The organism is Nocardia brasiliensis (assembly GCF_011801125.1).
GTDB classification, from domain to species: Bacteria; Actinomycetota; Actinomycetes; order Mycobacteriales; family Mycobacteriaceae; genus Nocardia; species Nocardia brasiliensis_C.
In genome coordinates this window covers 3,116,888-3,128,501 of the sequence record NZ_CP046171.1, presented here as the reverse complement: position 1 = coordinate 3,128,501, position 11,614 = coordinate 3,116,888, and the positions used below count along the sequence as shown (strand labels likewise).

10 protein-coding genes are annotated in these 11,614 nt (G+C 69.5%); 2 read left to right on the top strand and 8 right to left on the bottom strand.

Annotated features, from left to right (window positions below; all coding sequences use genetic code 11):
* Window position 1 precedes the first annotated feature (1 nt).
* From F5X71_RS14295 to F5X71_RS14260, 8 genes are all read right to left on the bottom strand, one after another.
* Window positions 2-1,348, bottom strand: coding sequence for a hypothetical protein (locus F5X71_RS14295; RefSeq protein WP_167462392.1), 1,347 nt, complete (start codon window positions 1,346-1,348; stop codon window positions 2-4).
* Between the two features lie 132 nt (window positions 1,349-1,480).
* On the bottom strand, window positions 1,481-2,320 hold the full coding sequence (locus F5X71_RS14290; RefSeq protein ID WP_167462391.1) for an ABC transporter permease: 840 nt from the start codon (window positions 2,318-2,320) through the stop codon (window positions 1,481-1,483).
* A 37-nt stretch (window positions 2,321-2,357) separates the two neighbouring features.
* Window positions 2,358-3,326 carry an ATP-binding cassette domain-containing protein gene (locus F5X71_RS14285; protein WP_167462390.1) on the bottom strand — a complete coding sequence of 323 codons (969 nt, stop codon included), beginning with the start codon at window positions 3,324-3,326 and terminating at the stop codon, window positions 2,358-2,360.
* A complete protein-coding gene (locus F5X71_RS14280) occupies window positions 3,323-4,567 on the bottom strand; it encodes a glycosyltransferase (protein WP_167462389.1) in 1,245 nt (414 codons plus the stop codon). Before F5X71_RS14280 ends, F5X71_RS14285 begins: the two co-directional genes overlap by 4 nt.
* Window positions 4,568-4,599: 32 nt before the next feature.
* Window positions 4,600-5,946: a hypothetical protein gene (locus F5X71_RS14275; RefSeq protein ID WP_167462388.1), complete on the bottom strand. Its 1,347-nt coding sequence runs from the start codon at window positions 5,944-5,946 to the stop codon at window positions 4,600-4,602.
* A 31-nt stretch (window positions 5,947-5,977) separates the two neighbouring features.
* The gene (locus F5X71_RS14270; RefSeq protein WP_167462387.1) at window positions 5,978-7,405 is read right to left on the bottom strand and encodes a condensation domain-containing protein; all 1,428 of its coding nucleotides are present in this window, start codon (window positions 7,403-7,405) and stop codon (window positions 5,978-5,980) included.
* Entirely contained in the window at window positions 7,402-8,829 is a 1,428-nt protein-coding gene (locus F5X71_RS14265) for a condensation domain-containing protein (RefSeq protein ID WP_167462386.1), read from the bottom strand. The genes F5X71_RS14270 and F5X71_RS14265 overlap by 4 nt, the downstream gene beginning before the upstream one ends.
* A 432-nt stretch (window positions 8,830-9,261) precedes the next feature.
* Complete coding sequence (locus tag F5X71_RS14260) at window positions 9,262-10,239, bottom strand: NAD(P)/FAD-dependent oxidoreductase (protein WP_167462385.1); 978 nt, start codon at window positions 10,237-10,239, stop codon at window positions 9,262-9,264.
* 95 nt (window positions 10,240-10,334) lie between these two features.
* Between F5X71_RS14260 and F5X71_RS14255 the strand changes: the two genes are divergently transcribed.
* Together F5X71_RS14255 and F5X71_RS14250 are read left to right on the top strand one after the other, a co-directional pair.
* On the top strand, window positions 10,335-10,916 hold the full coding sequence (locus F5X71_RS14255) for a helix-turn-helix domain-containing protein (protein ID WP_167462384.1): 582 nt from the start codon (window positions 10,335-10,337) through the stop codon (window positions 10,914-10,916).
* 23 nt (window positions 10,917-10,939) lie between these two features.
* Window positions 10,940-11,608, top strand: a complete 669-nt coding sequence (locus tag F5X71_RS14250) for a DNA alkylation repair protein (RefSeq protein WP_167462383.1) — start codon at window positions 10,940-10,942, stop codon at window positions 11,606-11,608.
* Window positions 11,609-11,614 lie beyond the last annotated feature (6 nt).

Genomic DNA, 11,614 nt, shown 5'->3' with positions numbered 1-11,614 from the left:
CCTACCAGAACACCGGGCTCAGACTCCAGGCGGCGAACTCCTCCTCGACAAAGCCGCGCAACGCCGCCCTGGTCGGAAAGTGGTCGGGGTCGGCCGCGGTGACCGCGAGAAATACCTGCTCGCCGTCGCTGCACCAGGACATGTTCAGCCCGGCCTCGGTGCGCCGGTACATCTCGGTCTCGGCCTCCTTCAGCATCGGCCGCAGCAGCACCGCGCGCGCTCGGTCCGCGCCGAGGTGCAGTAGCGGACCCGCCGCGCTGCCCAGGTTGGTGCACAGGCACAGCGGCGCGGTGGAGGTACGGGCGAGCCTGCGCGCCACCGCGTCCGGGATCACCATTTGCAGCGGCTGCAGGTGCTGCAGCGGCGGTATGCGCGCCGGATCGTCGTAGGCGGTGATCGCGGCCTTGGTCGCGGACCGGATCGCGCCGAGGTCGGCCAGTTCGCCTTTGCGATAGGGCACGCTGATCGGGATACCGGTCGTCGCGTTGCCGCGTGGATCGTCCGGGCCGCGCAGCGACCGCGGGATCTCGATGCGCGCCAGGTCGCCGTCCCGGATCCGGCCGCTGCGGCCGAGCACTCCGAGCGCCGCGCCGAGCATCAAGCCGTTCGCGGTGCCGCCGTTCGCGGCGGCGACGTGTTCCCACTGCGCCAGTGGGAGATTCACTATCACCTCGGCGGGATGGAAGCGCTCCCCCATCGGCACCACCGTGTCGTGCGGCCGTGGCGGGCGCGGCGGCTCGGTGATACCGCGGGCACGCACCGCACGCACGATCCCGGTGGTGATGGCCCAAAATTGGCCCGTGGCGTCGGCCAGATTCCGCCGCCACAGGCCGCGCTCGGGCGCCGCGCCGACCAGCGCGCCCGAGCTGTCCGCCCGGCTCACCGGGAGATCGGCCGCGACCCGCGCGAGCGCGTCCCCGATCGCGCCGACCGCGCCGCTGCCGTCCGCCGCGATATGCGAGATCACTAGCGACAGCACCGATCCCGTGCCGTAGGGGGCGACCGAGAGCCGCCACAACCGCCCCGTCTCCGGGTCGAAGGTGGCCTCGGCCTGGTCAGCGAGCCAATCGACAAGCGCATCGGCACCGACCGGATCCTGCTGCCAGACAAGCGGAATCGATGATAGCGCGGGTTGCCACCACGGTCGTGCGAGCGGAATGCGGGAGGTGACCACACGGCGCGCGAGGAACCCGGCGGCGAGGTGGGCGTGGAAGGTTCGCACCACTTCCCGATCCAAGGGCCGGTCGAACAGCAGCGCGAACTGGTTCACGATGACGGAGCCGAAAAGCCGGTCCACTCTGCGGAACAGGTCGTCGTCCGGGGTGAGGCGATTCATCGGTGCGGGCATTGCCACTCGTTCCTTCCGCGATCAGCGCGAACGCCGTGCCGTCGCAGCGCGGCCGCGCTGTGGGTCCACCGTCGCCGCAGTGTTGGCTCGACTACGCCGCGGTGTCTATTCAGCGTGGTCGAAGTAGTGATTTCAGCGTGGTCGCAGTGCCCTGTACGTCAGCGGCGCGAGTACCGCGACGACGATGAGCGCCCCGATCAACGACCACCAGGCGTCGGTGCCGAACTGTCCGGTGTCGGCCAGTGTGCGCACCGCCGACACCAGCCGCGAGACCGGGTTCACCTCCGAGACCCGACGCAACCAGTCGGGCATCGCCGTCGTCGGCACCAGCGCGTTGGAGACCAAGGTCATGCCGAGCAGGATCAGTGTCGAAATGCCCTGGACCGCGGTGGGTCTGGCGACGGTCACGCCGACATAGGCGAAGATCCAGCTCAGCGCGACGGTCACCAGCACGACGAGCAGCACCGCCACCGCGCACCCGATCGGATGCTGCGGGCGATACCCCATCACCGTCCCGACGACCACGACGATGACCGCCGCCATGCCATATCGGACGATCCCGGCCAGCAGCGCTCCGATGATCGGCGCCAGCCGGGCCAGCGGCATCGCGGAGAACCGCTCGTGCACACCGGAACTCATATCCTCACACAGCTGTACACCGGTCGCGACCGAGGAGGTGAGCACGATCTGCACGAGCACGCCGGGGATAAGGGTCGGCAGGTAGGCCTGCAGACTGCCCGCCACCGCGATGCCGAAGATGTTGCCGAACAACACCGGTCCGAGAATGGGCAGCAGCGCCGCGTCGAAGAGCAGTTGCGGGCTGCGCCGGAAGATCAGCAGACCGCGCAATGCCATGACGAGCGATTGATACACCGCCGCGCGGGTGCTCAGGTGCCGGACCCGCGGCCGTCGGTCGATCACCGGTTTCGCGGTCTGCTGTTCGGCCACCGCACCTGCCGTCACTGCCACCATCGCATCCTCGATTCCTGACGTTCCCGTGCCCGCGCCATCAGACCGGCGCCCCGTGCGGCGCTTGCGCGCGGCTGGTCAGCGTGAGGAACACCTCGTTGAGTTCCGGTCGGTCCACCCCGAATCCGCGCAAACCGACACCCGCCCGGCGCAATTCGGTCAGTACCACGGTCGCGGTGTCGACGTCGCGCAGCGGCACGGACAGGGTCGCGCCCTCCGGGCTGACCCGCACCGAATTGCCCGCGAGGCGCTCCGCGATCAAGACCGCGGTCGGCACGCCCGCCGGGTCCAGCAGGTCGAGCCGCAGCACGTCCTCGCCAACGGCCGCCTTCAGATCGTCGGCGCTGCCCTCCGCGACCACGGCACCGTGGTCGATGACCGCGATCCGATCCGACAGCATGTCGGCCTCTTCCAGGTACTGGGTGGTGAGCAGGACGGTGACGCCCTCGGCGACCAGCGCGCGGATGGTGTCCCACATCCGCATCCTCGTGTGCGGATCGAGTCCGGTGGTCGGCTCGTCGAGAAACAGCAGCGGCGGCGGAATGATCAGGGAGGCAGCCAGATCCAGCCTGCGTCGGGTGCCGCCGGACAGTGTGCGCGCCGGTCGGTTGTGGGCCGCCGTCAGCTGGAATTGGTCGATCAGCTCCTCGGTCCGCGCGTTCGCCGCGCGCCGGGACAGACCGAGCAACCGCCCGAAGACCTGGAGATTCTCGGTGGCGGAGAGACTTTCGTCCACCGAGGCATACTGCCCGGTCAGGCCGATCATGGAGCGCACCGCGGTGGCGTCGGCGGCGACGTCGTAGCCGAACACGTGCGCGCTGCCCCGATCCGGCCGCAGCTGCGTGGCCAGCATGCGCACGATCGTCGTCTTACCCGCGCCGTTGGGCCCGAGCAGGGCGAACACCGTCGCGCTCGGCACTCGCAGATCGATCGCGTCGACCGCGCGCACCCCGCCGAAAGACTTACCGAGGCCGCGGGTTTCGATGGCGATATCGGTGGTCGTGGTCATCGGAAGCCTCCTGCGCTCGCGGTACTGCCGACACGGACCGGTAGCGCTTCGAGCAGATCGGCCGCCGCCCGCACCCCCGATCCGCGAAACCCGGTGGCGAACCGGGCCGCCCGCGCCGTGACCTCGGCGCCGGTGACCCGTACCAACGCTTGGGTGAGCTTCGCTGCGGACAACCGTGAAAACGGCAGTGCCGCACCGAGACCCAGCGCCCGCACGCGCTGCCCCCAGTAGGGCTGGTCGGCCATGAACGAGCACACCACCGCGGGCACGCCCGCCCGCAACGTCGCCGCGGTCGTGCCCGCGCCGCCGTGATGCACCACCGCGGCGCAGCGCGGCAGCACCGTCGTGTGATCGACACCGCGAAGCAGGGCATAGTCGGCCGAGTACTCGCTCTCGGCGGCGAGGCCACCGGAGACGAACAACAGGCGCCGTCCGATCTGGCGGCAAGCGATCCGCACCTGCTCGATCGTCGCGTCGAGATCCGGCACGGGCATCGACCCGAAACCCACATACACCGGGGCGGATCCGGCCGCGAGCCAGCTCGTCAGCTGCGGGTCCGCCCGCGTCGTCGCACCGGGCGGCTGGGTGAAGAAGCCGGTGAACGGCCGGTCCGGACCCCACTCCGCGCGCAGCCCGGGGAACAACCGATCGTCGTAGGCCTGGATCGCGATGTCGGGCAGCGAAGAAGTCCGCGGGGTCGTGCCGTACAGCCGCTCGACGTCCGGCGCGATCGCCCAGGCCCGCGCCGCGCCCAACGCCGACCAGCAACGCCGGTTCAGCGCGCCGGGCAGCTTCGCGCCGAATCCGTTCGGCACCACGGGGACCGCGCGATTGGGCCGGATCGGAAAATAGTGCACGGCCGCGAACGGCACCCCGGTGCGCGCGGCGACCCCGCGCGCCACCTCCTCGTTGGCCATCGCACCGACCACCACGTCCACCCCCGATGCGACGGCAAGCAGGTCATCGGCCATCTCGGTGAAGCCCTGCCGGTTCACCGCGCGCAACGCCCGTAACCGCGCCAGCGGCCCGCCCTTGCCGCTGTCGTCGAACTGGGCGCGTAACAGTTCGTCGGTGTCCAGGCCGAAAGGTGTCGCGGGCACGCCGCTGTCGGTCGCGAGGCGGACCAGGTTCGGTGACACGGTGAGCCGGACATCGTGTCCGCGTCCGATCAGCTCGCGCGCCAACGCGATACCGGGCTGCGCGTCACCGCGGCTGCCGCCGAAGGCCAGCAGTGCTTTCATCGACTCACCTCGTGTTCTCGGGCATCGGCCCGCTACAGGAAGACCGGGTCGAGCCCGTAGCCGTCCAGGATCGATCCGACCGCAGCCGAGAGCTGGTGCCGGTCAAGGGGATTCGGCGGATGCAACCCTTGGATCCGCAGGCAGACGGCATCGTCGGAGGCGACGAAGCCGCCGAACAGGTACCCGCCACTGCGATGGACCTCGTCGAGTGACTCCAGCCGCTGGGTGATCAGGCCGAGACTGAACATGGTCGCCGCGACGCCGGCGACCATGCGCACCGTCGGGCCCTGGCAGGTGACATACGAGCACCCGGTGGTGACCTGATCCTTGGTCAGATCCCGCGCCAGCTTCCGGAACACCGAGGGCGGCAACACCAGCGCCAACTCGAGCAATGCCGCATAGGCACGGCCATCGGCCTCGCGCCGCTGCAGCTTTCGTTTGACCTCGGCCCTGATCTCGGCGAGATCGTCGTTCCCACCGGTCCGGTCGACGAGCAGGTCTATGGCGCCGAGGGCATTCCCACGCGTGTCTTGCCCGGGTTCGCGGACGCTGACCGGCATCGCGATCTTGGCCCGCCCCTGCGCGTCGGTGCGGCCGACCCGGGTCGCGAGCTCGGCCATCACCGCGACCGCCAGCGAGGCATCGTTGCCGCCGCGCGCCTCGGCCTGTTTGCGCCATTGGTCGGCGGGCACCACCGCGAGGACGAATGGCAGCGTGAAATCCGTGGTCGGCGTGGCGGGTTGGGGCATCGGCGGAGGTGCCGCGGACCCGTGATGCGGCTGCTGCCTGGATTCGCTAATGAACCGCGCGACCGTCGGCAGCGCGGGCAGCAGCGCCACCAGCCTGCGCACCGCGGCGAGCAGGTCCGAGCAGAACAGCCGCAGCCGGCCGGCCCGGTCGGATTCGAACGACCACTCGCCCGGCGCGGGCGCCGCGGCGTCCTCGAGCGCTCGGATCAGGGCCAGACCGTCGGTCAGGGTATGCGAAACCAGCAGGGACACAGCGGATCCGCCGCCGTCCAGATCGGTCACCGACAGGCGCCACGCCGGGCCGCCGTAGGTGTCGAGTTCGCCACGGGCCCGCTCCGCGATCCAATCGGTCACGTGTTCGCGGGGCAGCGCGCCCGCATAGCGCTCGACAGGCGCGAACCGCCGCGCGCGGACCCAACGGTCACCCGCGGCGCCGAGATACGGTCTCGCGGCGACCCGGCCGAGCACGCCGCGCCGCAGCTGCTGGTGGAACCGATCCAGCGTCGCGTCGCTCAGCGCGGTGTCGAACAACCAGATCGCGTGGATCGACACGGTGTCCGCGGGCGCCTGCGTGCGCGCACTGGCACAGTCCAGGTCGGCCATCCGGTGCGGTACTGTCACTGCGACCATCGCAGACCTCCTTCCGATCGATGTGCCCGCGTCACTGCCAGATTCCGGATATCGCGGCCAGCGGATAGGCACTGCGGTAGTCCCCGGTCCGCGCGATCGAGCCAAGAATCCGGCGCAGCAGCTCCACGAAATCGGCCGCCTGCTCCCAGGTTTCGGGGAGATCCGGCGCTCCGATGCAGACGAAGTACTCGGTGCTGTTGCGGCCGAGCCAGATCGAGACCGTCGAGGTGGTGCCGTCGGCGGTGATGATGCGGGTGGCCGACTCCGCGCCCAGGGCCGCGTCCACCGACCGCAGGTCGAGCAGCGTGACGAAACTCGGTTCCCTGGTGACCAACTCGGCACCGTAGCCGCGGGCGAACAGCTGGGCGATCGCCCCGTGTGCCGGTAGCCGCGACATCTGCCTGCCGCGTTCGAGACCGTCGCGGGCCCGCGGCAGCGTCGCCGCGAAGCTCGGCACCGGCGGCAGCTCGAACGACACCGGGACGAAATTGCAGAACCAGCCCTGCGCGGTGCGGAAACGCGCACCGAAGCGGGTGGACAGCACGTTCAGCGACCAGTAGAACTCGCTACCGGTGGTCTCGAAGTCGGCGAGCGCGAGCACGCTGAACATGGCCGTGGACACGTTCTCGCCGGAGCGGGCGAGCAGCTGATCGAACGCCGCGGCCAGCTCGCCGTCGAGCAGCACCGAGGTCTCCAGGCGACGGCGATGCCGTTTCGGTGCGGGGCCGCCGCGTTCGATCGGCGACACCGGTAGCCGAAAGTCGTTCTCGCCCAATGTGTCCTGCCAGAACGGATACAGGTCCGCGGCGAGCCCGTCGGCCGCGCGGGCCCGTTCGTCGGTCGCGTAGTCGGCACTCGAACCGCCGGGCTCGGGCCACGCCACGGCACGACGCGCGATCTGGGCCCGATAGCGTTCGGTGAGCTCCAGTGCCGCCAACGCCTGCGACATGCCGTCGCTGAAGGCGTGATCGACGGCGAAGACCAGATCGAACCCGTCCGCGGCGGTCAATACGGCGAACGCCGAACTCGGCCACTGCAGCGGTGAGGAGACCCTGTCGAAGTACTCGGTCAACGCCGTCGCCCAGTCACCCCCGTCGACGCTGTCGAGTTCCTTGGTCTCGTACCGCATCGCCTCCGGGTCCACGATGTGGCGCAGGCACCCGTCGGCGGTCGGCTCGAACCAGGTGCGCAGGCCGTCGTGACTGCGCACGAAGTCGGTGATCACCGCCGTGAGCGCGGTCAGATCCGGTGTGCCGGGCAGGTGCGTCACCATCGCGAGATAGACCCCGGTGGACACCCCGCCCAGCACGCCGTCCAGATGGTCCTGTTGCAGGAACGAGGGCGGCACCGGGCACGTCGGCGCGGATCTGGCGGCCTCGACCGTCGTGGCGCTCGGCGCCACGACGATCGGGTGGCAGGTCGGCCGTAGCGCGAAATCCACGCCGCCGATGCGGATCACGCGGCCCCGCAGCCGACCGCGGCGTCGATCACGTCGCGGACGGGGACCGCGCCACCGGCGAATTCGCGCAGGGTACTGACGAATTCGTCGACGAACCGGTCCATCTCGGCGAGCTGGAACGAGGCGGGGAACCGGGTCGAGATATTCAATCCGTCCACGGTGCGCCCGACCCAGAAGTAGACCTCGTCCGGGGAGTACGACTCGGCCCGCAGCAATCGATGGCGCAGATCGCCGATCGTGTCGACGCCGGGCACCCGGCGCATGTCGACGAACGACACACCGAAGCGCGGCGTGTCTTCGATCTCCAGGAGTTCACAGACCGGTCCCGCCGGCACGAACGTCATGGGGCGGACCGCCTTCAGCGCTGCCGTGGCATCGTGCAGCGCGGAATCGAAACTACGGTCCGGCCCCACCGCGATAGAGAGCGGCACGATATTGACGAACCAGCCCATCGACTCCGCCCACTGCGCGCTCGGCCGCGTGGCCACCGGCATGATCGTCCGGAAGACGCTGCTGCCCGAGATGCGATACGAGGCATAGGCCAATGCGGCGAACACCACGGCGGTGAGCCGCTGGCCGCGCACGGTCGCCGCCGCCTCGACCTGGTCCGCCTCGGCATTATCCAGCAACCATCGGGAAAAACTGTGCTGCTCGGTTTCCCCTGCCGACTCGTGCGCCGTCGAATGCAATGGCGGAAAACTCGGGAACTTTCCCGCGCAGGAATCGAAGAAATTCCGCCACGCCAGGGTGGCCGGGCAGTCAGCGGTGACCGTGGCCGCGGCCTGACGCTCGAGCACCGCATAATCCGCCGGGCTCGCGCACGTGCTGAGCGCCTCGATGCGCGAGCCGTCGAGCAGCGCCCGGTAGAGCGAGCGGAACTCGTTGATGATGAGCGCCTGCCCATAGGCGTCCATCACGGAGTGATCGGCGGCGACCAGCACCGTGAAGTCGTCGGTGTCGCGATGCTCGATGGTCGCGATCATGCAGTGCGGCCAGGCCGCCGGGGAAAGACGCCGTTCGAACTCCGCGGACAGATACGGTCCGAGCTGGTCGCCGTCGGAGACCGTGTCGACCACCTCACGAACGACCTTGACCCCCAACGCCGAGCAGGTGTACCGCTGCGGGCGGGCACCGGGCGCCGCCACCGCGGTGGTGCGCAGGCCCTCGTGCCTGGCGTGCCAGACCCAGACCAGATCGCGCACGGCCCGCCGGTCCAGCGGCGCGTCCATCTCGAATATCGTCCCGATCCACTTGCCGCGACCAGGCCGTTCGTCGAGCGAATCGAATTCCCCGCAATACTTCTCGTGCTGACTCGTCAGCGGCCGATTATCTAATTCCCAGGCATCCTCGGTTTCCACCTCGGTACGCCACAGGGTGAGATTTCCCGATCTGATGGGAAAATCGGACAGGCAGGTATATTCCATTTCGCCCTCATCTAAAGATCATCCTCGAGCAACTACGCCGGGCCGAGGAGGCTGCCAGATTCAGAGATGATCACGCGTGAAATGCAATTTCTTAGTACCGCCCGCTGAGGATATAGCACGATCCGCCGCCCCAGCAGCGTGATGCGCGTCACTCGGCCGAACTGCGGAAACGCATTAGAAATCATTTTTCAGCAATGTTTCAGCGCATTCGGATATGCCGGACCCTAGCGACGAAATGGACATTCACACCGGCCCGCACAGCACATCGCCCGCAGAATTGAACCCCCCGCAGGTTAATTCTTCATGAAACGATTTCTTCCCGCGCCCCGCCGTGTCGAATTCCGGGTCACGCCGTCGCGCCGCGGCCGCGACGGCGTGCCGACCCGGGCCGCCTGCCCCGCCGCACGTCCCGTGCGGCAACATCTTTCGCGCTCATGCGGCGACCATCGCCGCATCGGTGTCGGCCGTCACCAGGTCGGCGTTCATGTGCGCGCCCGCCAAAGCGCCCGCGGCGGCCGAGGCGCCGACCTGGGCACTGAGATCGGTGGCGTTGCCCGCCACCCACACGCCGGGCACCTCGGTCGTACCCGCCATTCCGGTGACGAAGTGCCGGCCCATGCCGTTGGGCAGCTCCTGCGTCGGCAGGCGCAAATCCGTCAGCCCCGCCGTGCGCGCCAGCATGGTGGTCGCGACCGCGAGCACCCGCCGCGGCACGAGCTGCCCGTCGGCCAGGCGCACCCCCTCGATTTCCCCCTGTGCGGTGGCGACGACCTCGGCTACCGGGGTATCGACGATCCGGATACCCCGGGCGGTGAACCGCTCCCGCGTCCGCTCGTCCAGCTCGGTGCCGCGGGTGAAGTACACGAGATCCGCGCTCAACTGCCGGAACAACAGGGCTTGATGCACCGAGGCCGGGCCGACGGCCAGCACACCGATGGGTTCGTCGCGCACTTCCCAGCCGTGACAGTAGGGGCAGTGCACGACACCGCGTCCCCAGTGCTCGGCCAACCCGGGGATATCGGGCAGCGTGTCGCGCAGTCCGGTGGCGATCAGCAGCCGCCTGGCGCGCACGAGGCCGCCGTCGGAGAGCCGCACGGTGAAACGCGGATCGCCGTCGACGGTGGGGGCGGCCGCGGTGGCGACCACTTCGCCGGTGATGACGGTGCCGCCGTAGCCGCGGACTTCGGCACGGCCGCGGGCCAGTAGTTCGGCGGGCGGGGTGCCGTCCAGTGCGAGCAGACCGTGCACGCCGGCGGCGGGTGCGTTGCGCGGGGTGCCGCTGTCGATGACCAGGACCGTGCGACGGGATCGGGCCAGCATCAGCGCGCCGGCGAGCCCGGCGGCACCGCCGCCGATCACGACGGCGTCCCAGGTCTCGACGGTGCTGGGGTTGGTGGTGGCCACAGCCATGGCGTCCTCCTCGTTCGTCGCGGGCTCGGTTTCGAGGTGAGCCCGGTACCCACGACGGTAGCCACGCCATGCCCTATAGGCATATGATCTTGCGTATGACGCAAGAAGATGACGAGCTGGACACCCTGGTGCGCAAGCGCGTGCGCGCGCTGCGGGTGGCACAGGGCCTGTCGCTCGAGGAGCTGGCCGCGCGCGCCAAGCTCAGTCAGTCCACGCTCAGCCGCATCGAGAACGGTCAGCGCAGGCTGGCCCTCGATCAGCTCGTCACCCTCGCCCGCGCCCTGGACACCTCGCTGGACCAGCTGGTCGAGAGCGCGACCGACGACGTGGTCAGCAACCCGATCGTCGACGCCGCCCACGGGCTCATGCGCTGGTCGGTCAAGGCGGAGCCGGGCCTGTCGGTGCTGCGCCAGCGGCTCACCGACCCGCCGCCCAACAATCCCGCGCGCCTGCGCGCCCATCCGGGCCGCGAGTGGCTCGTCGTACTGTCCGGCACGGCGGTCCTGCTGCTCGGCACCCGCCGCTTCCGGATCGAGACCGACCAGGCCGCCGAGTTCCCCACGATGATCCCGCACGCCATCGGCACCGCGGGCGGACCGTGCGAGATCATGGGTATCTTCGACCACGAGGCCCGCCGCGGCCATCAGCGCGGCACGAACGACGCACAACCGAACTGATCGCCGAGCGACAGGAGACCGAGGTGGGCGAGACTGCGGTGGCCGGGGTGCTGGCCGAATTGGCCGAGCTGGCGGACCCGAAGATCCGGGCGGTCAACGAGAAGCACGGCGACGATCACGCGGTGAACCTCACCCGGTTGCGTGCGGTCGCGAAGCGGCTGAAGACGCAGCAGGATCTCGCGCGCGAGCTGTGGGCGAGCGGCGACACCAGCGCCCGGTTGCTCGCGACCCTGATCTGCCGTCCCAAGGAATTCGAGCTCGACGAGCTGGACACCATGTTGCGCGCGGCGCGCACCCCCAAGGTGCACGACTGGCTGGTCAACTACGTGGTGAAGAAGAGCCCGCACGCCGAACAGCTGCGCACGCGCTGGTTCGCCGATGCCGATCCGGTGGTGGCCGGCGCGGGGTGGGCGCTGACCACCGAGCGCGTCGCGAAAAAGCCCGCAGGCCTTGACCTTTCGGGCCTGCTCGATGTGATCGAGGCCCAGATGCGCGACGCGCCCGATCGCCTGCAATGGGCGATGAACCACTGCCTGGCCCAGATCGGCATCGAGCACGCGCAGTACCGCGCCCGCGCCATCGATATCGGCGAACGCCTGAATGTCCTGCGGGACTACCCGACCCCGCCGAACTGCACGTCCCCGTTCGCGCCGATCTGGATCACCGAAATGGTGCGCCGCCAGGGTAAGTAGGCGCCG

Excerpts from the sequence above, each read along its gene's own strand:
- F5X71_RS14295 (WP_167462392.1), bottom strand. The coding sequence starts at position 1,348 with ATGCCCGCACCGATGAATCGCCTCACCCCGGACGACGACCTGTTCCGC.
- F5X71_RS14290 (WP_167462391.1), bottom strand. The coding sequence starts at position 2,320 with ATGGTGGCAGTGACGGCAGGTGCGGTGGCCGAACAGCAGACCGCGAAA.
- F5X71_RS14285 (WP_167462390.1), bottom strand. The coding sequence starts at position 3,326 with ATGACCACGACCACCGATATCGCCATCGAAACCCGCGGCCTCGGTAAG.
- F5X71_RS14280 (WP_167462389.1), bottom strand. The coding sequence starts at position 4,567 with ATGAAAGCACTGCTGGCCTTCGGCGGCAGCCGCGGTGACGCGCAGCCC.
- F5X71_RS14275 (WP_167462388.1), bottom strand. The coding sequence starts at position 5,946 with ATGGTCGCAGTGACAGTACCGCACCGGATGGCCGACCTGGACTGTGCC.
- F5X71_RS14265 (WP_167462386.1), bottom strand. The coding sequence starts at position 8,829 with ATGGAATATACCTGCCTGTCCGATTTTCCCATCAGATCGGGAAATCTC.
- F5X71_RS14260 (WP_167462385.1), bottom strand. The coding sequence starts at position 10,239 with ATGGCTGTGGCCACCACCAACCCCAGCACCGTCGAGACCTGGGACGCC.
- F5X71_RS14255 (WP_167462384.1), top strand. The coding sequence starts at position 10,335 with ATGACGCAAGAAGATGACGAGCTGGACACCCTGGTGCGCAAGCGCGTG.